We start from the raw sequence: 20,891 nt of genomic DNA on the forward strand, positions 1-20,891 counted from the left end.
GCTACTCCTCGGCATCATCTTTATCATCATGGGTTTGCATCTGGATAGAAGACTTGTTGCCTTCGGTATTGTCTTTAGTGGTGTTGCTGTCGTCGCTACCAAAGCAACCGTTTAGCGCCAGCAAGCTGGTGCCGAGCAGCAATGCGTAAAAAGCTTTCATCAGTTCATCTCCTAAAACCCGCTGTCTATCATGCTCCAGAGCCGTAAAGGCTAGAGCCAACACATGAAGCGCCTGGTAAATCAAACAGGGCTCGATGAGCGTCTTATAGAGACAACGCCTGTAGGGCTAAGTTTGAATCCAAACGTGGCCCATTTATCTGACGTCTGGTCACCGATTAGGCGGCCTACTCACGTCGTGCGGAGTGCTCTACTCAGCGCCCAGTCTGATATGTTCAACTGGACGCTGAACATATCAGACTGACGGGGAACGCATGGATAGCTTGGGCATTTTGGGCGTAGGAGAACTTACAGAGAAGGTCGTTCGAGGTCTGCGGCACGCTGGCTACTGCGGCGCGATTAAACTTTCTCCTCGCAATCACCACCGCGCTATCGCCTTGCGCGACCACTTTGATTGTGAAGTGATGCCGGACAACCAAGCGGTGGTGGATCACTCAGCCCTTGTGATACTAGGTATCCGCCCCGACGACGTTGCGCAACTCGTCCAAAAAGTCACGATAGGGCCAGATAAAACACTGGTCTCCCTCGTAGCAGGCATGAATGTTAATACCCTCGCCCAGCACTTTCCCAACACAACGCTGGTGCGAGCGATGCTCTCCTATGCGGCGGAGATAAACAGCACCACCGTGGTCACCTACCCGCCCAATATTCGCGCTCAGCAACTGCTTTCCCCACTGGGAACCTCGATATTGCTGGAGGACGAAAATGCGTTTGAGCTGGCCACTGTCGCTGCCTGCATGAATGGCTGGTTTTATTTCTGGCTTGAAGGTCTTCAGCAGTGGTTCACCGACAACGGCATGCCAGCAGAACAGGCAAGGCAACTCGTGCTGAGCAACATGCAAGATTGCCTCGCCAGCGCCCGTCAGAAACCAGGTTTTAGCCTTGAAGCGATAGGACAAACCATCGCCTCCCCGGGTACATTCACAGCAAAGGGACTCGATGTACTTCAGAGCCAGAATGCTGACGCACCTTGGAGCGCGGCTTGCGACGCAGTATTGCTCGGGCTTAAGGGCAAGTCATAAGGCTATCTTGCAACGCATGCTTAAGCATCTGCTACCCAGATCGATTTGGGGCCGAAAACAGTTACGTTTGGCAGTCAGCTGTCGGCCAAAAGCAGTCAGTCAATGTGTCTACAAAAGCAGGGGCGATTCATTGCGCCAATACAATCCCTAGAGATTTTTAACCTGGTAGCCCTCTAAATTTGCACTCAACGCTGCACGGGCTAACCTGATCTGGGCTATATGAACGATATAGCGGAGCCTGCTAACCGGTCTGACTAACATCAAGGCACTCAAAAAATGCATCATAAAAAAACATCGTATCAGCTCCGTCATTTCTTATGTTTGCTGTTCTTGGTGCCGTATCTGTCGCAGGCAGCTGACACGTTGCCTTCTTGGAGCGATGGCCCCTCGCGCCAAGCTATTGAGCGGTTCGTTCAGGCCATTACAGAAGAAGGCAGCAAGGACTATGTGCCAGTTGCTGAGCGCATCGCAGTCTTCGACAACGACGGTACCCTGTGGAGCGAGCAGCCTATTTACTTTCAAGTATTGTTCGCTTTTAGTGAAGTCAAGCGCTTAGCTCCGGAGCATCCGCAGTGGAAAGCGGAGCAACCCTTCAAAGCGGTGCTTGAGAACGACCAAAAGACACTAGCTGCCAGCGGTATGGATGGCCTAATGAAGATTATTGGCGCGACTCATACAGGCGTAACCACTGATGAGTTTAGAGAGAGTGCAGAGCGCTGGTTAGCAACTGCCAAACATCCCAAAAGCGATAAACCCTTCACCGAAATGGTATTTCAGCCGATGTTGGAGTTGCTTGATTACCTCCGCGCTAACGGCTTTAAAACCTACATAGTTTCTGGGGGTGAAGTGGAGTTTATGCGGGCCTTCGCCGAAGAAGTTTACGGTATACCACCCGAGCAGGTGATAGGGACAACCTTTGTGACCCAGTTTCAGGATCAGGATGGGCAGTACTCAATTCTGCGTGAGCCAAAGCTTGCGCTAAATGACGATGGACCCGGCAAACCGGTAAGCATTCAGTCTGTAATAGGTCGCCGCCCCATTCTGGCGTTTGGTAACTCAGACGGTGACCTGCAAATGCTCCAATGGACGATGGCAGGCAACGGGAAGCGCTTCGCTGGTTTAGTACATCACACTGATGCTAATCGTGAATGGGCCTATGACCGCGACAGCAAAATAGGACAACTAAATAAGGCCCTAGATGAAGCGCTGAAAAACAACTGGACAGTTGTTGATATGGCAAGCGAGTGGAAAAGCATCTATCCCTTTAATAAATGAACTATTTGCCGGTGCAAAGGAGGTTTCATCTGAAATAAGTACTAAATTGGTTGGTAAGCTGTTCGCTTTCCTTGCTGGTTTTTTTGTAACTGTTTTAAAAACTGACGGTGTTCGTGAAGGAGCATGATTAATGGATAAATTAAAGCCGCGACTGGGCAGAATCTCTCGGTCCCTATTGCTACTCAGCTCTGCATGGTTGGGCTTCATGTCGCCTACAATGGCGGCTGATCCCCCTGCCGCCGATCAAGGCCAGAAAAAGCCGAATATTGTGGTCATTTGGGGTGATGACATCGGGATGTGGAACGTAGGTGCATACACCCATGGGATGATGGGGCGCACACCTAACATCGATTCGATTGCCAAAACCGGGATGCTTTTTACCGACCACTACGGCCAGCCTAGTTGCACCGCTGGCCGTGCTGCGTTTATCACCGGCCAAATGCCAGTGCGCACCGGCATGACAACCATTGGCATCCCAGGATCAGAGCGGGGCATTCAAGCAAGCGACCCTACGCTGGCCGAAGTGATGAAGTCCCAAGGCTACGCAACCGCCCAGTTCGGTAAAAACCACCTAGGTGATCGCAATGAATTTTTACCGACCGTACATGGTTTTGACGAGTGGTTTGGCAACCTCTATCACCTCAATGCCGAGGAAGAGCCGGAGCAACTCGACTACCCAGGTCAAAAGAACCCTGAGTATCTGAAAAAGTTCGGACCTCGCGGTGTACTTCATGCTTGGGCTACGACTGAGGATGACCCAACTGAAGATCCTAAATTTGGCCGTGTAGGCAAACAGAAAATCGAAGATACCGGTCCCCTCACCCGCAAGCGGATGGAAACCATCGACCAAGAAGTGACTGATGAAACACTCAAGTACATGGATAAGGTCGGCAAAGGAGATAAGCCTTTCTTCTTATGGTTCAACTCCACTGCAATTCACATTTGGTCTCACCCGAAAAAGGAATATATCCAAAGAGCAGTGGACGAAGGACGTGCCGAGGAAGACTTGGTGCGCGCCAGAATGCTCGAACATGACGACCAGGTGGGCATGATTTTGCAAAAAATCAAAGACCTTGGTATCGAAGACAACACTATCGTTGTTTACAGTACCGATAACGGTAATGAGTTCATGTTCTATCCGGATGGTGGATACTCGCCATTCCGAGGCGAAAAAGGCACCACGTGGGAAGGTGGCTTACGGGTACCTGCCTTGATCAAGTGGCCAGGGCATATTCCTGCCGGGCGCGAGGGTAACGGTATCCAAAGCCACGAGGACTTGTACGTCACATTGGCCGCTGCCGCTGGTTTACCGAACCTGAAAGAAGACTTGTTGAAAGGCTACAAAATGGGGAGCACCAACTATAAGGTGCACTTGGACGGCTATAACAACCTAGATTATTGGAGCGGTAAAACTGAAAAATCTGCACGTCGTGAGCTGTTCTATTACGACGAAACAGATTTGATGGCCGTTCGCGTCGACGGTTGGAAGATGCATATTGGGGTTAAACATAAAGGTAATTGGTTCGACGAAAAGTCATACCCAAGCGTGCCCTACATCGTGAACCTGCTGATGGACCCTATGGAGAAAGTCACGCCGGACTCCGAAGAGTACGGTTACGCAGGACGTAAGTTCGTCGCCCAGAAACTTTGGGCACCGACCGCTGCAGTGCCATTCTTAGCTGCCCACCTCAAGAGTCTTTCCGACTATCCACCAAGCCAAGGTGCTGACACGCTCAGCATGAAGAAAGCGATTGATGGTGCCATGCAAAAAATGCAGAACATTCGCGGTAGCAGTAACTGATAAGCGATTGAAGAAATGAAAATGCCGCCTGGATGGGCGGCATTTTTTATTCCGATATAGAAGTTTCTATGAGCTATCTCGCTTGAGTGAATCGCCTTGCATTTTATACACATCGAATGACTGCTTTTGGCCGGATAGCGACTGCTACGCAGACAAGCCATCCTTGTCCTCCCTCATGTGGAGGACAAACCATGAACACCATAACTACGTACAGACATTAACCATGGAACAAGGGAAAACTTGTCGGGCATAAAGCACCGCTGCGACAGAATAATATTTGGGGCACTCGGGTCGCCACCGTGATAGATCACGGCAGTTTCGGAGTTCATGGTAGGTCTCGATGTCAGGTAATAGGGTCGGCCGGAACTGCCAGGCCGACCCGCGACAGGTCAACTTTGCGGCGTTTTGCTTCGGTACTCGGTGGTGGTCATCCCGGCATAACCCCAGTTATCAGTATCGACTTCTTCGATTACGATATGGGTGAGGTCCGGACGTTTGTTCAGCACTCGCTCCAGGGTGTCGGTAATTTCCTTGATCACCTGGGCTTTCTGTTCACGGGTTACGCCATCTCGGGTGATTCGAACGCTAACGAAGGGCATGGTGTTCTCCTGCTGTATGGATAGAGGGGTATCAATAGCACCAGGGAAGGAGTACGACGCTTCCCTGGTGCCGGTTATCAGCCACCAATTGGTGGGCTATGGCGGCCTCGCTTACTGGCAGAACCGTGTCCACAACCGGATGAATCTCTCCGTTGCGTACCCGCTCCAGCCAAGGTTTCAATAAATCAACTTCGCTGACTCTGATACTGCAAATTTGTCTCTGCCCGAAGCCGAGGTCGGCAATTCTCAAAAAGGCCTTACCGCCGGCAAGGTTGCCGACGCTGACCAGAGTCCCTCCGGGTTTAAGTGCCATGAGCGTGCGGCCGAAAGTAAGGTCACCGACCAGATCGATCACACATCGGCTCCTTTGCCTTTGGTCCATTTGTTGATCGCGTCGAGTAGATCGTCATCGATCTGGATGACGCGTTCTTCACCCGCAGTGCGGACTGTCTTGGCGGATGCAGGACTTGGCACTGTCCTGCGACTTTGGCGCCGAGAGCGCGAGCGACTTGAATGGCCATATTGCCGGTAGCCGAATTTCCTGCCGTCACCAGTACCCGCTCACCTGACTTGACCTGCCCCGCCACGTCGACGGCTTGAACTGCGCTAAGCAGAGCCAGGAGCAGCTCCACCCCTTGTTCAGGCGGCAAACCACTGATATCGGCCTGAGAATCCGACTCGCTGGCCGCTACATATTGAGCGTAGGTCCCAGCCGAAAGGTCCGCCGTGGCAACTATGTCGTTTAGGATCGACGGCGGCACTCTGTGCGGCAGCAGCGTGAACCGTCGGATCCCGGCCCCCCGCTCTACGACTTCACCGATCGCGACCGCACCAAGTAGATGGGGGAACTTGGCGATCACTGGTCCCGCCCTTGGCGAGTCTTGTGAGCATTCTGGCTCACCAACGCCGCCAGCCCCTTGATCAGTACTTGACCGGCGCCAAGCAATAGCGTCGGTAAATCAATCAGAGCGATCTTCTTGGGGCCTCCAAAGCGGTGAATAACGGCGGCTTTCATGACTAGCTCCTTAAACGATCTAATGCCTGCACCACTGCGTCGGTGGATGCGTGAGCCAATACTTGCTCAAGATTGCGCTGCAGATCGGCTGCAGAGGCATACCCCGGAGATAAGACGTGCACGTTGCTGCCGACGTCCAGGAGTAAGGCCGGGAAACTGTAGATCCCCCAGCGCCGGGCCTTGATGAAGTCGGCTGCAGTCTCCTTAACAGTTGTTTCGTCCTGCCAGCCCGCGAGGAAGCGGCCCTCGTCCAAGTGAATGCCTTCTGCGGCCAGGGCGTCGCTGGCAACGTTGGCTAGTACCTCACCCTCGATGGTATTGCGGCCATCTCTATAGAAAGCGTTTTGAAGGGCGCGGAAAACATTCAGCAGATTCGCCTCAGGTGCCAACCTGCGCACGGTTACGACTGCGCGGCAGATCGGCTCGGTGTTATATACGAAGGTTTCCCTGGCCTTAAAGGCATCGCGATTGAAAGGCAGGCCACTAAGTTTTTCGACCCGCTCCCAGTGCTCCAGGCGGAACCGTTTGCCAGCATCATCCAAAATGGCAGTCTCGCCGGCGCGAACACCGCCCACCACGATCTCAATCGGCAGTTCCGGGTATGCTTGGGTGAGTTGCGACAACTCTTTGGCAAAGCCGTAACACCAAGAACACATCGGGTCGGCAACAAATATCAGTTTCATCGAAATTTCAGCTCCTGCTTAGAGGGAACGAGGGCGTATAAGCACGCCCTTTGAGCGGGCAAATCCTTACCACTTCCCGCTGCTCATGCCGCCATCAACTGGCAGCACGACGCCGGTTGTGAAGTCCGCATTAGCCAGGTACAGGACAGCGTCAGCGATATCACTTACTTGTCCGATGCGGCCGGTCGGCGCTAAACCGCTAAGAAAGTCATGTATAGCTGGGTCATGCATCGGAGTTTCAATGATGCCGGGCGCAACCGAATTGACCTTGACGTTATGCGGCGACAACTCTAGGGCGAGGGCTCGGGTCATCTGATTCAAGCCACCCTTGATCAGCACCGGCAAGGCTGCGGGAACGGCAATATTGGCTTGGAGGGCGACGGCAGCGGTGATGTTGATAATGTGGCCCTGCTTGCGCTCAATCATGTGCGCGGCAGCCACTTGCGAGGCATAAACCACGCCTTTGAGGTTGGTATCCAGCAGGTTTTCGAGATCTTCTGGGGTATAGTCAATGAAAGGTTTTGGCAGGAAGAATCCGGCGTTGTTCACCAGCACATCAACTTTTCCGAAGCGTTCGATTGCGCTTTGGAAGATCCGCGTTGCGGTTTCCGGTTTTGCAATATCACCGACTACGCCGATGAAGCTTTCAGGGTTGCCCAATTCGGCTTTAGCCTCGGTCAGGCGCGCCTCGGAACGGGCATTACCCACAACATTGAAACCACTGTCCAGGAAAGCCTGAACCAAACCAAAGCCAATACCGCTGGAGGCGCCAGTAATTACAACCGTTCTTTTAGTGCTCATGGTGTATCTCCTGCAATGTCTAAAGTGGGGGCAAGCGCTGAATCATGTGGAGCGCGCTATTGGGATCCACTATATTTTTGCGGGAGAAGTTGATAAATACAGCTTGGAACACTTCAGCAGATACATGGTGTAATTAATCATGCGACGTCAATTCGACGATGTTCTACTCGGAAGTATCGAGTTGTTCTGCCTCGCGGCAGAAACCGGCAGCTTCACTGCGGCAGCTCTGGCCGCCGGAGTTACGCCGGCCGCTGTCAGCCGTTCAGTCGGCCGACTGGAAGAGCGACTCGGTGCACGACTGTTTGTCCGCACGACGCGCAGCATCCGCCTGACAGAAGGTGGGCGAAGCTACTACGAACAATCTCGCCAGGCCTTGACGCAGCTGATTGAGGCCGAGCGGGAAATCACAGGCAAGCAGCAGGAGGCATCCGGAACCCTGCGGATCAGTATCCCCACAACCTACGGCCATCATCGAATCCTGCCGTTGTTACCCGAGTTTCGTCGCCGTCATCCCAAGGTCCACGTGGATATCCACCTGAGCAATCGGAATATCGACTTCGTGGGTGAAGGTTACGACATGGCGATTCGCGTTCGTGCCCAGCCGGACTCGAGCATGATTGCCCGGCTCCTAGAGGATGCTGCGTTGGTGGTAGTGGCTACCCCAGATTACCTCGCGCGTGAAGGGGCACCGATGACCCTTGTCGAGCTGGAGCAACACGATTGCATCCAGTATGAATTGCCCAGCAGCGGACGCCGCATAACTTGGCTATTCAGTGAGGACGGCAAGGATCAAGAAATTCTCGCGAATGGCAGCTACGTTTGCTCCGACGACGTCCTCGGAGGCGTGACACTGGCCAAACATGGCGCAGGTTTGTTCCAGACCTATCGCTTTATAATCGAATCTGAGCTGGAGCAAGGCACTCTGGTCGAAGTGCTCAAGCCCTTCGCTGGACGCTCTCGGCCCTTCTCTTTGCTATATCCCCACGGTCGCCATGTACCGCTGCGGCTAAGAGCGTTCATTGAGTTCCTGATGGAAAAAAAACGCGAATGGGAGATGACCTGAAAATACGCCATTAAATAAGGCGCTCTTGCGCAGGTGTGTATCGACAGGTCCTTACAGAGGCTAAGCACTAACTGCGGGCGATTAATAACACTGTGTATCAAGTGTAATAACCGCCTATGGGTTTATTGCCCAGGCTTGCCCGAATAGCATTGCCTGCCATTCAGCGCCAACATTGTGGCTATTTACTGGAGATCGGTATGCACCCCATTACTGTGGAAGCCCCCTTGAGTAGCCGCCTCACGGCATTCGAACGATTCCCCCTACTCGAGGGCGATACGCCGATTCAGGGGCTTCACAGGTTGTCCTCCAACCTGAAGGGTGTTCGCCTCTACGTGAAACGGGACGATCTTCTGGGCGTCGGAGGTGGCGGGAATAAGCTGCGCAAGCTTGAGTTCCTGATCGGCGATGCCTTGACCAAGAGCTGCGACACACTCATCAGCTTTGGCGGACGTCAGTCCAATCATGCACGGCTATCTGCTGCCGCTGCAGCTCGAGCAGGGATGCGTTGTGAGTTGATCTTAACCCCATCGGGGGCGCGCAGCGATGACGATTTCATGATGAACGGCAACGTGTTGCTCGATGAAATTCTCGGCGCGAATATCCATTTCTTACCCCATGGCATTGACCCGATCGCCTATGCCGACGAACTGGCCGTTACCCTGACGAAACAAGGGCGGCGCCCTTATTTGACGCCGCTAGCCGGCTCTAGTCCGGTGGGCTGCTTGGGATACGCAAATGCTGCGGCGGAAATTCAGAGGCAATCGATAACTATGGGTCTCCAATTCGCTCAGGTAGTGCTACCCAACGGCAGCGGTGGCAGTCAAGCGGGGCTTATTGCTGGGTACCAGGCGATGGGGCTAGATCCCAGAGTGATCAAGAGTTACACCGTGTTGTCCGAGCACTCCAGCGCGCTGGAAATCACCACCGCCAAAACGCGCGAAACGCTCGCCCTGCTGTCGCCGGCTTCCATCCTGGATGAAGGCGCGGTGTTAATCGACGGCCAACATCTGGGGGATGGCTATGGCGTTCCAACCGAGGAAATGCTCAGCGCAGTGAGAGGCCTTGCTCGAACTGAAGGGCTGCTGGTTGACCCTGTTTATGGCGGCAAAGCGTTCGCAGGCCTGCTGTTCGACATTGAACTCGGCCTCTACCCGCCAGGCACCAACCTCCTCTACATCATGACGGGTGGGACACCTGGCTTGTTCGCCTACAGAAATGCTTTTGACAAAACATCAGACTCCTCGTCAAAAGCGCATTTGAAGACAACCGAGCATCACCAGTAATTGGCTGATCCGTAAAGTGCAGCGGCCCTATCCAACCCCTTTCAACTGGAATATCAACATGATCACTCCTGTGTATTCGCCCGAGCGAACCGGCCTATTACTAGTCGACCCATACAACGACTTCCTATCCGATGGCGGCAAGCTCTTCCCCATGTTGAAAAAAGTTGCAGACGATAACCATCTGCTCAACAACCTACGTACGGCTGTCGGAACCGCCCGTGAGTTCGGTATTCAAGTGTTTTACGTGCCACATCGTCGCTGGCAGCCTGGAGATTACGACAACTGGGATCACCCTAATCCGACCCAATGCCTGATCCAGCAACGTCATACCTTTGCCAAGGGTACCTGGGGTGGCGAGTGGCATCCCGACCTCGTACCGCAGGAGGGCGACATCATCATCCAGGAGCACTGGGGCCAAAGCGGGTTCGCAAATACTGATCTCGACTTCCAACTCAAGCAGCAAGGCATCACGCATGTGATCATTGTGGGACTGCTGGCAAACACCTGCATTGAATCGACGGCACGCTTCGCCATGGAGCTCGGCTATCACGTGACCCTGGTGCGCGATGCAACAGCGGCGTTCAGCACGCAAATGATGCATGCCGCGCACGAACTTAACGGCCCGACGTTTGCGCACAGCATCCTCGACACGCTCGCGCTCCAGTTGGCCCTGCAGCACTGAGAGTCGTTCCATGTCCGAGTCATTGCCTGTCCCGGTGGGACTATCCACACGACTGGTCGCCGTGATGGCGGTTTGCTGTGCGCTTGCTGTATCGACCATCTATTACCAGCAGCCACTGTTGCCGCAAATGGCCGCATCGTTTGGCCTTGCACCAACTCAAGCGGGCCTGATCGCCACATTGACGCAGCTAGGCTATGCGGCTGGCCTGCTGCTCGTCGTGCCGCTGGCCGACTGCCGGCAGCCTCGCCAGCTAGCTTTATTGTCCATCGCCGCGAATGCCGTCGCGCTGATTGCCTGCGCTGCCGCACCGAACTTCACACTGCTATGCGCCAGCAGTTTCGTAGTTGGCGTAACGGCGATCACCGCGCAGATCATCATTCCTGCGCTTTCGGGGTTGGCAACACCGGCTGAGCGCGGCAGAGTCGTGGGTACTCTACTGAGTGGTCTCTCTGCTGGTCTGCTACTGTCGCGCACCATTGGCGGCTGGCTCGGTGCGCACTCGGATTGGCGGGCTGTCTTCATACTGGCTTCGCTCATGGATCTAGTGCTGCTGGTAATCGTTGCCAGGCGGTTCCCCACACTCACGAGTCGAAGCCCGATCAGCTACGGCACGCTGTTACGCTCCCTGGGCCTTCTGGTACGTAAGGAACGCGTGCTTCGCTGCTCCGCAATGATTGGCTTTCTGATCTTCGCCGCTTACAGCGCGCTGTGGGCCACGCTGGCCGCGCTGCTTGTACAACCGCCCTACAGGTTCGACTCCGCCACCATCGGCATGTTCGGCCTGATTGCGCTGCTTGGCATCGTCGCGTCGCCTCGTATCGGGGGAGTGGCGGATCGACTAGGCGCGAGCACCATGGTCCTTGCTAGTACGATTGCAGTTGCAGTGAGTTTCGCGTTTGTCGCCGCAGGCGGACAAAGCCTAGGTTGGCTGATGGTCGGCATGATACTCCTCGATTTTGGAAATCGCGCCGCCCTGGTGGCCAACCAGACACGCCTATTTAACCTGCGCCCCGAAGCCCGTAGCCGGCTCAACACAGTATTCATGGCGGCCTACTTCTTGGGCGGGGCTGGCGGCGCAGCATTAGGCAACTACGGTGTACACCGAGCCGGCTGGGCCGGCCTCGCAACGGTGGGAGCCTTGCTTGCCCTTGGGGCCACGGCGATCAATGCCCTATCTCCTCGCGAGGCGATCACCACGGTTGCCCGTTTGAAGCGCCCCTAATTTTTAGACGGATGCAACTGGTTGCTTTTGCCGGTTAGCGACTGCTACACAGACAAGCCATCCTTGTCCTCCCTCATGTGGAGGACAAACCATGAACACCGTAACTACTTACAATCATCAACCATGGAACAAAGGAAAACTTGTCGGGCAGAAAGCACCGCTCCGACTGAAAGATATTTGGGCCATTCGGGTACGACTTCAGATCGCTGAGAGAACTCGGGATCTGGCTCTTTTCGATCTGGCCATCGACAGCAAGCTACGAGCCTGCGACTAAACCAAGCTCCGCTTGCGAGACGTTGCCCATGGAGAGCACGTGTCATCGCGAGCCATTGTGATGCAGCAGAAAACTAAGCGGCCAGTGCAGTTTGAGATTACAGAGCAAACGCGGATGGCTTTAGAAGCCTGGATAATTCAGGCTCATCTTCACAGCGAGGACTACCTGTTTTCGAGTCGGCTGCATACCTCAGACCATCTTTCCACCCGGCAATACGCGAGAATCGTCAAAGCATGGGTGAAAGCCATTGGCCTTGATCCTGTTGTATATGGCACTCACACAATGAGACGTACGAAGGTATCGCTGATTTACCGCAGGACGAAGAATTTGAGGGCTGTTCAGCTCTTGCTCGGCCATACGAAGCTTGAAAGCACCGTTCGATACCTCGAGATTGAGGTCGACGACGCCTTGGAGATGGCGGAGCAGACTGAAGTCTGATCATGCATAGCGACGGCCAGAGTCAGGCCGTCGTTAACCGGCCAAAAACGGTCACTCTGCACCTTCGGAAACAATCCGCTGGCTATCCCAGACCCCCATGATCTGAGTCACCGCTGCATCCAGCTTGGCATGTGGTAAACCATCGCGTGCCAATGTGGACAAGCCCAAAAGAAAACTGTCGAAAACGGTCGCGATTGCCTCGGGTATTGCCGTCTCGGATAAATCCCCAGCAGCAATGGCGCGTTCGATACAGGCCACCATAGCCGCGCGGTTCAAGCTCCTTGCCCGTGTGAGGGGGGCGGAGATGACCGTGCTCTCTTCTGAGCAAGCGCTCATGAGGCCTAGCGATACCAGACAGCCTTTGGGGTGACCGGCCTCGCACTGCATTTTTGCTGACCGGCGAAGGGTGAGCTCAATCGCCTCTCTGGGCGCAAGGGTCGTATCAAACAGGCTTTCTGTGACCCGCCCGTGGGTGGTGAGATAGTGCTCCATTACTTCACCGAACAACGCCTGCTTCGATCCAAATGCGGCGTAGAAACTAGGCGCGGTGATGCCGCCACCGATGTTGGCTTTGAGCAGGCTGAGCGACGTCGCATCATAGCCGTGCTGCCAAAATAAATGCAGTGCCTGAGTGATTGCCGCGTCACGGTCAAACGTGCGCGGACGTCCCATTTGGGCCATGTTGGATCTCCTCAAAAGTGACTTAGATACTAATCGATACATAAGTCGTTGACTACCTGATAGATGTTTCTTATATTTGTACCGATCAGTATATTAGTCGAGAGAGTCGCATGACGGCAGATGAAAAACAGAGTGAAAAGCTTCCCCTTGGGGCATTACTGGCACTGGCGATGACGGGGTTCATCTGCATCGTGACTGAGACGTTACCGGCGGGTTTGCTGCCCGAGATTGGCAGTGGCCTGGGGGTATCACCATCATTCGCTGGGCAGATGGTCACCGTTTATGCGCTGGGCTCATTGCTGGCAGCCATTCCGCTGACCATTGCCATGCAAAGCTGGCGCCGCCGAACCGTTTTGCTGCTCACGATTCTCGGATTTTTGCTGTTCAATTCCATCACGGCGTTGTCGTCCGATTACTGGCTAACCCTAGTGGCGAGGTTTTTCGCAGGCGTCTCTGCGGGGCTGGCTTGGAGCCTTATCGGAGGGTATGCGCGACGCATGGTTGTGCCTCACTTGCAGGGCCGCGCCATGGCGGTAGCGATGGTGGGAACCCCCATCGCATTGTCGCTAGGGGTGCCGCTGGGAACCTGGGTGGGCGGCTTCATTGGCTGGCGCATGGCGTTTGGGTTGATGTCCGTGCTGACCCTGCTGCTGATCGCCTTTGTGCTGATCAAAGTGCCTGACTACCCTGGCCAGTCCTCCTCACAGCGCATGGCGTTGAGTCAGGTGTTCTTCACGCCTGGTGTACGCTCAGTGCTAGCAGTCGTCTTCACCTGGATGCTGGCTCACAACATTCTTTATACCTACGTCGCGCCCTTTGTCTCCAAGGCCGGGTTGGCGAAAGATGTGGATTTGGTATTGCTGGCGTTCGGTATTGCCGCGTTAGTGGGCATCTGGGTAGCGGGACGACTGGTTGACCGAAATCTGCGAAACACCGTATTGGCTAGCCTCGCAACCTTCGCAGCGGTTTCAGCTTTCTTCGGTTTGTTTTCAGGCTCTGCCTTAGCTATTTACGTCGGGGTGTTTATTTGGGGGCTGACCTTTGGTGGTGCCGCCACGCTTTTACAAACTGCGCTCGCCGACTCAGCAGGTGACGGCGCTGACGTTGCGCTTTCGATGAACGTCGTTGTCTGGAACGGCGCTATCGCGGGCGGGGGGCTTCTGGGTGGTGTTTTGCTCGGTCAATCGGGGGTGAGTTCTTTTCCCTGGGTCTTATTGGCGCTGTTACTGCTCAGTCTGGTCATTGCATCGCGAGCGCGAGTCCATGGCTTTGCAAAAGGTGAGAGGCAGTCGAGTCAAGTAGTCGCCGGTCATTGAGATACAGACAGCAAAACTGCGCTGCCTGGCAGCGCTTTTGGCGCCAATGCGAAGGGAAGATGCCAAGGTGGAAGGCGGACGAACACGACAGGCTGCTTTTGGCCGATTTCTGCCTGCCAAGGCTACGATGCCTCTTGGTCAATTCCTTGTAATATCCAAATAAAGGCTGCGGACGAGGGCGGTCCTTAAAACAAGCCCAGCTGGCCGCCAACCAAGGTGCTGAAGTCGTCACCAACAAACGGCAGAATGGCGTCCGCAACCGGTTGCAGCTGGCGAGTCAGGTAGTGGTCGTAGTCGATTGATGCGCGGCGAATTTCCAGTGGCTCGGGGCCGTTCTTGCTGATGACGTAGCTGATCCAGCCGCCATTCTGGTATTGCATCGGCCTGCCCAACTCGGCGTTGTATTCGTCCGCTGTGCGGGCAGCGCGTACATGTGGCGGTACATTGCGCTGGTAATCATTGAGCGGTCGGCGCAGGCGCTTGCGGTAGACCAGCAGGTCATCCAGTTCACCCGCCAGCGTGCGTTGCACGTAGTCACGAACATAGGCCTGATACGGTTTCTGGTCGAAGATCAGTTGATACAGCTCGCGCTGAAACTGCTGAGCCAGTGGCGACCAGTCACTGCGCACGGTCTCGAGGCCTTTGTAGACCATTTCCGAGGTGCCGTCGCTGCGCCGCACCTTGCCGGCATAACGCTTCTTGCTGCCTTCCTCCGCGCCGCGGATTGTCGGCATCAGGAAGCGGCAATAATGGCTCTCGAACTGTAATTCCAGCGCACTCTCAAGGCTGTAGTGCTGTTGCAAATGCGTCTTCCACCATTGATTGACAGTGGCTACCAGTTCGCGGCCGATACGAGTTGCATCGGCCTCGCTGTGCGGGCGCTTGAGCCACACAAATGTCGAGTCGGTGTCGCCGTAGATCACCGTGTAACCCTGTAACTCGATAAGCTCGCGGGTCCGGCGCATGATCTCGTGGCCGCGCAGGGTAATGGAGGAGGCTAGGCGCGGATCGAAGAAGCGACAGCCACTGGAACCCAGCACCCCGTAAAACGCATTCATGATGATTTTCAGCGCTTGCGACAGGGGCGCGTTGTGCTCACGTTTGGCTGTCTCGCGGCCATCGGCAACCCGCGCCACTATCGACGGCAGGCAATGGGTTTCGCGCGAGAAGCGTGCGCCTCTGAAACCGGCGATCGAATGTGCGTCATCCGGCTGCTGCAGGCCTTCGATCAAGCCGATCGGGTCGATCAGGAAGGTGCGGATGATGGAGGGGTACAGGCTCTTGAAATCGAGCACCAGCACTGAGTCATACAAGCCCGGCTGCGAGTCCATCACAAAACCGCCGGGGCTGGCTTCGGGCGGTCGCTCGCCCTGATTGGGTGCGACATATCCCTTGCGGTGCATCAGCGGCATGTACAGGTGTGTAAAGGCGGCCACCGAACCGCCGCTGCGATCCGCAGGCAGGCCGGTGACACTGGCGCGCTCGAGCAGAAAGCGCAAGAGTTCGGTCTTGGCGAAGATGCGGGTTACCAGTTCGCAGTCCTTGAGGTTGTACTGCGCCAGCGCCGGCTTGTCTTCGGCGAACATCCGATTGATTTCATCCATGCGCTGGTACGGCGTGCTGATCGACTTGCCCTCGCCAAGCAGGGTCTGTGCGACGTTTTCCAGGCTGAAGGAAGGAAAGCTCCAGGTGGCTGAACGCAAGCCTTCGATGCCGTCGATAATCAGCCGGCCCGCCGCTTCTGCGAAGTAGTGGTTGCGGCGGCCATGTTCGCGCCAGAGCATTTCGCTGTTGCCACGCCCAAGCAGCAGGGGCACGGCCAGACTGCGTGCGTGCTGGTGGAGAATGCGCAGGTCAAACTGCACCACGTTCCAGCCAATAATTGCGTCGGGATCGTGGGCGGCAAACCACTGGTTGAGCTGCTGCAGCAGTTCGACTCTTGAGGCGCAGTACTGCAGGTTGAAGTCGAGCGGGGTCGCATCGCCATTCGCCGGGCCGAGCATGTACACATCGCGCTGGCCGCACCCTTCAAGTGCTATCGAATAAAGCTCGCCATGTTCGGTGGTTTCGATATCCAGCGAAACCAGCCGCAAGGCAGGGCGATAATCCGGGGCCGGCTTGAGTTGCGCGTCCGTCACGATGCCGTCTGCATTGACAGTGCCTACAAAACTCACCCCTGCGGTGATGAATCGCTCCATAAGGTAACGCTCGGGCGGGCGAATGTCGGCCTCGTAAACATCCACGCCGGATTTACGCAGCAGTTTGTCCAACTGCATGATTTGACGATATTGCTGGCAGTACAAGCCAAGCACCGGGCGTTGCTGAAAGTCGCGCAGACCCAGCGTGCGTAAATGGTAGCCCGCCTCGTTGGCGAGCAGGGCTTCAACTTGCTGGCGCTGCTCTGCCGGAATAAACGCAACCGAGGTTTGCAGCGGCAAGCGCAACTGGCGCGGGCCCTGATCGGTTGCCAGCCAAAACTCCACCACGCTGCCGCCTGGCGTATCACGCCAATGTCGCGACAAAATAAAACCGTGTTGAAATTCCACTAAGCCCATCCGCACATTGCATTAACTGGCTGATTCTACCCGTCTGGCGCGGCGCCTGTGCATTAACCGGGCTAACGGCGAAATTGCACTCCAGTTGACCAGCAGCTTGCATTCGTGGTGACTTGTCATGTGCAGTTCTATGGTCACCGATTGCATCGGATTTGACCCCTAAACTTTCTGGCCATGATCGGCAGAGAACCGGCCAAGAGCTGACGATGCGCGCCGTAAATAAATCGGTCCCATTTTATGCATCAATCACTTGCGAAACTCACTGGGCAAGTCCTTGATGCTTTCGCGAAAGAAGCGTCTTTCCGTGGGACGCAGCTCCATCATTATCCCTTCCAGTCGCTCAATCGCATCATAGGCTTGTCTGCATAAACCGTATTCGTGAATTGAGTACCACGCAGTTTCAAGCAACAGATTCGCAAGCTGTAAGGCTGGGTATTGAATGCGGGAAGCGTCACTTTCTTCGATTGCAAAAACGGCGGCGTTAGACCAGCCAGTAAAGCCTTTGGCTTTCGAAAAAGCTGCATGAAAAGGCCGAACAGCACCCAGGATGCTCCCCAAGGGCACCGGCGTCATGCCACGAAACGCATTTAAATCTTGTCCTCCGGCGCAAATGCAATTACCCCGCGCAATGCGAAGCAAAAAAATCAGATTCCAAGCGGAGCCTCCGCCTACTCCAAAACGGTCACATATCCACTCTGACAAACCGATCCAGCGTGCAGCCTGCAACTGAACTGTATGCGCGTTTTTTGCATGTTTCTTGTCTACTAAATCATTTTTCCAAAACATCCACTTTGTGAATCCGATATTTGCCGCCACGTCCTGCGCCGCCTCGATCGAGTCAGCTTCGTAAGCCGCGTTTAGTGCACCAGAGAGAGCCGCAATGGTCTCGCTTGCTGCGATCAGACGCTCTTGCATAGACAGACCCTCCTCACTGAGGGCTCGTGCCTTGCCCACCAACGCGAACAAATTCAGATACTCGAAACGCACCCTAGGGTTATATCGCGTAACCAGTTGAAGGTTGGCGTCAAGCCTTAGTCTTTCGAGCTCTGCGTTAGTCGCAGATAAATCGCCACGGCGGTAGAGGTTCCAGCCTCGTGCGATATGAGCCATCGCACTAAGCGTTGGCATCTCACAGTCGTCATCAGGCTGTTCTAAAAGTTCTTCCAAGCAGTTGAGTGTAGATTGACTGCGGTGCATATCACCCAACCTGCGCCATGCAAGACTTTCCTTTAATACAGCTAGACCTCTCTGAAAATCGTTCTGCGCTGAATCACGAGCTAAGCGAAAGTGATCGCTCAATTGGTTATCGAATTGCCCTCCGAAACCATCAAGCGTCACTCGGAGCGCTTGAGTCAGGTGCCCCCAATAATTCACCTCGTTCACGATCCGATCTACATTTTTTTTGGCGACTACGTCGATAGCAGGAAGCCCTAAAAAGAGTGCTATTGCAGCGATACTTAGTTCAGTGCCATCACCTCGAATGGATATTCTGGATAGTGTTACGGCATCGATCCAAAAAGGACCGCGACTACGCTGCCGACGATTAAGCAGACTGAAACTGCATGAAATATCGTCACCCCATCCAACTTTAACATCCCACCTCTCAAAGTCTGCGAACGCCCTAGATATCAGCATTCTCCAGTTCGACTTACCCGGAAAACGTGCGCGCAACTTGTATACAGGCAGGACGGCCTTACCACACTTCTGAGCATGGTAGACAGCGACCAGCAACCAAAGCGACTGATACCGGACAGACACATCATTAACGCGCAACATCGGCGCAAGTTCGATATTTATTGAAGAGCTAGTCATGAATAACCCTGAAAACGAAGTCTAGGTCTTAGTGTTACGAATGTTACAACAAGACGTTTTACTGTTTCGCACCTATTCAACTATTTTCCACCTTGCGGAGAGCTCTAATGCACCCATCAATCAAACAAATAGGCATAAAGATGAAACTTCTCCAACTTGCAAATACTATGCTTGCTGGCTTAATGCTCGTGGCGGCATGTGCTACGCAGGCTCAAACAAAAGAAGTGGCCGTGCAAAACTCAGACCTAGACCAACTGTTTGCAGCTGGCGACGTCAAAGGTACTTTTGTGCTTTTCGACCCTCAGCAAAATAGGTGGCTTTACCACGACGAAAAACGAGCTAATACCCAATACTTACCAGCATCGACGTTCAAGATTCCAAATAGCTTGATTGCATTGGAAACCAGCGTTGCAAGCGGTCCAAAATTCGAACTGGATTGGGATAGCGTAAAAAACCCTCGCCAAGCCTGGTGGCCGGATAGCTGGGCGAAAAAAAACACACTGCACACAGCTTTGCAAAACTCTGTGGTGTGGTACTACCAAGAGATAGCTCGAAGAATTGGCCAGAAACGCATGCAGGCATATGTGGATCAATTTTCTTACGGTAATCGAAACATCTCAGGTGGGATCGATCAGTTCTGGCTAACCGGTGGTCTTAGAATTTCGGCCAAAGAGCAAGTCAACTTTCTTCAAAGGTTTTATGAGGACAAGTTGGGCGTATCAGAGACATCGACCCGTATGGTCAAAGAGATGGTTGTTCTTGAAGACACACCCAACTACCGGCTTAGTGGTAAATCAGGTTGGGCAGGGCTGGGTGAAAAAGGTGCCCCGCAGACTGGTTGGTTGGTTGGATATTTGGAGCGCGGCAAAAATGTATATTTTTATGCGATGAATATTGACATTAAGACGAGCAAAGATGCTGCGAAGCGCATGACCATCACCAAAAAAGTATTCAAAAAAATGGCGTTACTGTAGCCAACAGGGAGCCTCTCATGTAGATGCTCCCTGCCTCAGTAAACCGTGATGTAACCTAAAAGTCTTGGACTCTGTGCTTAGTGCTTCATCTGCTCTTAGTTGGTGCCAATCCTTAAATTACCTGACCATTGCTAATGCTGATCCACCATTGCCTCTTCAAATATGGATGATCAGCCATAAACACCCTTATTAGCTTCAAGCACCCGCCTTGGAACAATGGGAATGCTAGTCGGTCAGAAGCCCCGCCTCGCCTCAAAGATATATGGGCCAGACGCGCAGGGCATCAGTTTGCGAAGAGAACTCGGGATTGAGGTCGGTGATGCCTTGTAAATGTCGGAGCAGACTGGGGTCTGACCATACATAGTGGCAGTCGAATCCATACCGTCACTATCGGCAAGAAGCCAAAAACCCAGACCTTTTTGGAGACCCCAGTCACTGATCCAGTGACCCGTCGGCTGGAGTCTTTGGCTCAGCGTCTTACGCCTTCTGAAGCGCCGCAACGATAGTATCGATGAACGCTGGGATGTCCTTGGGGTTACGCGAAGTAATCAACGTCCATCCATTGGCTTGGCATTGTTTGACTTCAACATCTACCCAACCGGCAGCACCGGCATTTTCCAGATCGAGCTTGACGCTAGAGTAGGAAGTAAGAGTCTTGCCAGTGACAACTCCAGCGTTGATTAGCAGCCATGGCCCATGGCAAATCGCAGCGATTATTTTGCCCGCACCGGCGAATTCCTTTGCCAGGCGCTGGGCGTTTTCATCCAGTCGCAGCGTATCGGCATTGACCGTACCGCCTGGAATCACAAGCGCATCAAAATCCGAAGCGTTGAGCCCGGCCAGTGAAACATCAGACTCGACAGTGCGATCTTTCTCAGTGTCATGAACAAATGTCTGGGTGGTACCGCCGTCACTTGAAGCATGGGTGACCAAAGCACCCTGCGCCTTGAGTGCTTCCAACGGTTTAACCAATTCATCCCGCTCGATCCCAGTATTTGAGGTGATGAACACTACTTTCTTGCCTGTTAGTAGATTACTCATGGCGATCACTTAGTCCTCTTATCAAGGTAATAAAGGAAGCATGCGGCTAATGATTCATCCGACGCCTTGAAGATGTGAGGTCCGAGCGGTTTCGAAAGTTCAGACAGATTCCTCCTGAGCAGAGTTGCGCTGAATGACGATTAGAGAGCCGGAAACGTTATATTCATGGCTGCAAGA

20 protein-coding genes and 2 pseudogenes are annotated in these 20,891 nt (G+C 54.1%); 11 read left to right on the plus strand and 11 right to left on the minus strand.

The window, feature by feature from the left end; genetic code table 11:
- Nucleotide 1 precedes the first annotated feature (1 nt).
- A complete protein-coding gene (locus tag AACY09_RS10315; RefSeq protein WP_339487703.1) occupies nucleotides 2-160 on the minus strand; it encodes a hypothetical protein in 159 nt (52 codons plus the stop codon).
- A 271-nt stretch (nucleotides 161-431) separates the two neighbouring features.
- On the opposite strand from AACY09_RS10315, the gene AACY09_RS10320 reads away from it, so the two are divergent.
- The 4 genes and pseudogenes from AACY09_RS10320 to AACY09_RS10335 all read left to right on the plus strand — a co-directional run.
- Nucleotides 432-1,199 (plus strand): pyrroline-5-carboxylate reductase family protein, encoded by a 768-nt coding sequence (locus AACY09_RS10320; protein ID WP_339487705.1) that lies wholly within the window; start codon nucleotides 432-434, stop codon nucleotides 1,197-1,199.
- Between the two features lie 276 nt (nucleotides 1,200-1,475).
- Complete coding sequence (locus AACY09_RS10325; protein ID WP_339487708.1) at nucleotides 1,476-2,474, plus strand: HAD family hydrolase; 999 nt, start codon at nucleotides 1,476-1,478, stop codon at nucleotides 2,472-2,474.
- A gap of 130 nt (nucleotides 2,475-2,604) precedes the next feature.
- Entirely contained in the window at nucleotides 2,605-4,275 is a 1,671-nt protein-coding gene (locus tag AACY09_RS10330; RefSeq protein WP_339487711.1) for an arylsulfatase, read from the plus strand.
- A gap of 191 nt (nucleotides 4,276-4,466) precedes the next feature.
- Nucleotides 4,467-4,568 (plus strand): annotated as a pseudogene (locus AACY09_RS10335) (integrase); the annotation flags it as partial.
- Between the two features lie 96 nt (nucleotides 4,569-4,664).
- Here AACY09_RS10335 and AACY09_RS10340 read toward each other — a convergent pair.
- From AACY09_RS10340 to AACY09_RS10365, 6 genes are all read right to left on the minus strand, one after another.
- Nucleotides 4,665-4,874, minus strand: a complete 210-nt coding sequence (locus AACY09_RS10340) for a tautomerase family protein (protein WP_339487713.1) — start codon at nucleotides 4,872-4,874, stop codon at nucleotides 4,665-4,667.
- A 31-nt stretch (nucleotides 4,875-4,905) separates the two neighbouring features.
- Entirely contained in the window at nucleotides 4,906-5,229 is a 324-nt protein-coding gene (locus AACY09_RS10345; RefSeq protein ID WP_339487714.1) for a zinc-binding dehydrogenase, read from the minus strand.
- On the minus strand, nucleotides 5,226-5,348 hold the full coding sequence (locus tag AACY09_RS10350; protein WP_339487716.1) for a hypothetical protein: 123 nt from the start codon (nucleotides 5,346-5,348) through the stop codon (nucleotides 5,226-5,228). The genes AACY09_RS10345 and AACY09_RS10350 overlap by 4 nt, the downstream gene beginning before the upstream one ends.
- 382 nt (nucleotides 5,349-5,730) lie before the next feature.
- The gene (locus tag AACY09_RS10355; protein ID WP_339487720.1) at nucleotides 5,731-5,889 is read right to left on the minus strand and encodes a hypothetical protein; all 159 of its coding nucleotides are present in this window, start codon (nucleotides 5,887-5,889) and stop codon (nucleotides 5,731-5,733) included.
- A gap of 2 nt (nucleotides 5,890-5,891) precedes the next feature.
- Complete coding sequence (locus tag AACY09_RS10360; protein ID WP_339487722.1) at nucleotides 5,892-6,572, minus strand: DsbA family protein; 681 nt, start codon at nucleotides 6,570-6,572, stop codon at nucleotides 5,892-5,894.
- 66 nt (nucleotides 6,573-6,638) lie between these two features.
- Nucleotides 6,639-7,373, minus strand: coding sequence for an SDR family NAD(P)-dependent oxidoreductase (locus tag AACY09_RS10365; protein WP_339487725.1), 735 nt, complete (start codon nucleotides 7,371-7,373; stop codon nucleotides 6,639-6,641).
- Between the two features lie 139 nt (nucleotides 7,374-7,512).
- On the opposite strand from AACY09_RS10365, the gene AACY09_RS10370 reads away from it, so the two are divergent.
- The 5 genes and pseudogenes from AACY09_RS10370 to AACY09_RS10390 all read left to right on the plus strand — a co-directional run bounded on the left by AACY09_RS10370 (nucleotide 7,513) and on the right by AACY09_RS10390 (nucleotide 12,335).
- Complete coding sequence (locus AACY09_RS10370; protein WP_339487727.1) at nucleotides 7,513-8,436, plus strand: LysR family transcriptional regulator; 924 nt, start codon at nucleotides 7,513-7,515, stop codon at nucleotides 8,434-8,436.
- A gap of 197 nt (nucleotides 8,437-8,633) precedes the next feature.
- Nucleotides 8,634-9,719 (plus strand): D-cysteine desulfhydrase family protein, encoded by a 1,086-nt coding sequence (locus AACY09_RS10375; protein WP_339487729.1) that lies wholly within the window; start codon nucleotides 8,634-8,636, stop codon nucleotides 9,717-9,719.
- A 58-nt stretch (nucleotides 9,720-9,777) separates the two neighbouring features.
- Entirely contained in the window at nucleotides 9,778-10,401 is a 624-nt protein-coding gene (locus AACY09_RS10380; protein ID WP_339487731.1) for an isochorismatase family cysteine hydrolase, read from the plus strand.
- A 10-nt stretch (nucleotides 10,402-10,411) separates the two neighbouring features.
- A complete protein-coding gene (locus AACY09_RS10385) occupies nucleotides 10,412-11,623 on the plus strand; it encodes an MFS transporter (protein WP_339487733.1) in 1,212 nt (403 codons plus the stop codon).
- A 91-nt stretch (nucleotides 11,624-11,714) separates the two neighbouring features.
- A pseudogene (locus tag AACY09_RS10390) lies at nucleotides 11,715-12,335 on the plus strand (tyrosine-type recombinase/integrase).
- 51 nt (nucleotides 12,336-12,386) lie between these two features.
- On the opposite strand, the gene AACY09_RS10395 reads toward AACY09_RS10390, so the two are convergent.
- The gene (locus tag AACY09_RS10395) at nucleotides 12,387-13,016 is read right to left on the minus strand and encodes a TetR/AcrR family transcriptional regulator (protein ID WP_339487735.1); all 630 of its coding nucleotides are present in this window, start codon (nucleotides 13,014-13,016) and stop codon (nucleotides 12,387-12,389) included.
- Nucleotides 13,017-13,126: 110 nt separating this feature from the next.
- On the opposite strand from AACY09_RS10395, the gene AACY09_RS10400 reads away from it, so the two are divergent.
- Nucleotides 13,127-14,332 (plus strand): MFS transporter, encoded by a 1,206-nt coding sequence (locus AACY09_RS10400; protein WP_339487737.1) that lies wholly within the window; start codon nucleotides 13,127-13,129, stop codon nucleotides 14,330-14,332.
- Between the two features lie 185 nt (nucleotides 14,333-14,517).
- On the opposite strand, the gene AACY09_RS10405 is transcribed toward AACY09_RS10400, so the two are convergent.
- Together AACY09_RS10405 and AACY09_RS10410 are read right to left on the minus strand one after the other, a co-directional pair.
- Entirely contained in the window at nucleotides 14,518-16,878 is a 2,361-nt protein-coding gene (locus tag AACY09_RS10405) for a DNA polymerase II (RefSeq protein ID WP_339487739.1), read from the minus strand.
- 255 nt (nucleotides 16,879-17,133) lie between these two features.
- On the minus strand, nucleotides 17,134-18,699 hold the full coding sequence (locus tag AACY09_RS10410) for a hypothetical protein (protein ID WP_339487740.1): 1,566 nt from the start codon (nucleotides 18,697-18,699) through the stop codon (nucleotides 17,134-17,136).
- Between the two features lie 107 nt (nucleotides 18,700-18,806).
- On the opposite strand from AACY09_RS10410, the gene blaOXA reads away from it, so the two are divergent.
- Nucleotides 18,807-19,673 carry a class D beta-lactamase gene (gene blaOXA, locus AACY09_RS10415; RefSeq protein WP_339487741.1) on the plus strand — a complete coding sequence of 289 codons (867 nt, stop codon included), beginning with the start codon at nucleotides 18,807-18,809 and terminating at the stop codon, nucleotides 19,671-19,673.
- Between the two features lie 477 nt (nucleotides 19,674-20,150).
- Here blaOXA and AACY09_RS10420 read toward each other — a convergent pair whose 3' ends face one another.
- Nucleotides 20,151-20,714: a type 1 glutamine amidotransferase domain-containing protein gene (locus tag AACY09_RS10420; protein WP_339487742.1), complete on the minus strand. Its 564-nt coding sequence runs from the start codon at nucleotides 20,712-20,714 to the stop codon at nucleotides 20,151-20,153.
- Nucleotides 20,715-20,891 lie beyond the last annotated feature (177 nt).

This window comes from Pseudomonas sp. EL_65y_Pfl2_R95 (genome assembly GCF_963971045.1).
GTDB lineage: Bacteria > Pseudomonadota > Gammaproteobacteria > Pseudomonadales > Pseudomonadaceae > Aquipseudomonas.

Coding starts and splice junctions, on each gene's coding strand:
- AACY09_RS10385 (WP_339487733.1), top strand. CDS start 10,412: ATGTCCGAGTCATTGCCTGTCCCGGTGGGACTATCCACACGACTGGTC.
- blaOXA (WP_339487741.1), top strand. CDS start 18,807: ATGCACCCATCAATCAAACAAATAGGCATAAAGATGAAACTTCTCCAA.
- AACY09_RS10365 (WP_339487725.1), bottom strand. CDS start 7,373: ATGAGCACTAAAAGAACGGTTGTAATTACTGGCGCCTCCAGCGGTATT.
- AACY09_RS10395 (WP_339487735.1), bottom strand. CDS start 13,016: ATGGCCCAAATGGGACGTCCGCGCACGTTTGACCGTGACGCGGCAATC.
- AACY09_RS10380 (WP_339487731.1), top strand. CDS start 9,778: ATGATCACTCCTGTGTATTCGCCCGAGCGAACCGGCCTATTACTAGTC.
- AACY09_RS10410 (WP_339487740.1), bottom strand. CDS start 18,699: ATGACTAGCTCTTCAATAAATATCGAACTTGCGCCGATGTTGCGCGTT.
- AACY09_RS10400 (WP_339487737.1), top strand. CDS start 13,127: ATGACGGCAGATGAAAAACAGAGTGAAAAGCTTCCCCTTGGGGCATTA.
- AACY09_RS10340 (WP_339487713.1), bottom strand. CDS start 4,874: ATGCCCTTCGTTAGCGTTCGAATCACCCGAGATGGCGTAACCCGTGAA.
- AACY09_RS10375 (WP_339487729.1), top strand. CDS start 8,634: ATGCACCCCATTACTGTGGAAGCCCCCTTGAGTAGCCGCCTCACGGCA.
- AACY09_RS10325 (WP_339487708.1), top strand. CDS start 1,476: ATGCATCATAAAAAAACATCGTATCAGCTCCGTCATTTCTTATGTTTG.
- AACY09_RS10370 (WP_339487727.1), top strand. CDS start 7,513: ATGCGACGTCAATTCGACGATGTTCTACTCGGAAGTATCGAGTTGTTC.
- AACY09_RS10355 (WP_339487720.1), bottom strand. CDS start 5,889: ATGAAAGCCGCCGTTATTCACCGCTTTGGAGGCCCCAAGAAGATCGCT.
- AACY09_RS10330 (WP_339487711.1), top strand. CDS start 2,605: ATGGATAAATTAAAGCCGCGACTGGGCAGAATCTCTCGGTCCCTATTG.
- AACY09_RS10315 (WP_339487703.1), bottom strand. CDS start 160: ATGAAAGCTTTTTACGCATTGCTGCTCGGCACCAGCTTGCTGGCGCTA.
- AACY09_RS10320 (WP_339487705.1), top strand. CDS start 432: ATGGATAGCTTGGGCATTTTGGGCGTAGGAGAACTTACAGAGAAGGTC.
- AACY09_RS10360 (WP_339487722.1), bottom strand. CDS start 6,572: ATGAAACTGATATTTGTTGCCGACCCGATGTGTTCTTGGTGTTACGGC.
- AACY09_RS10420 (WP_339487742.1), bottom strand. CDS start 20,714: ATGAGTAATCTACTAACAGGCAAGAAAGTAGTGTTCATCACCTCAAAT.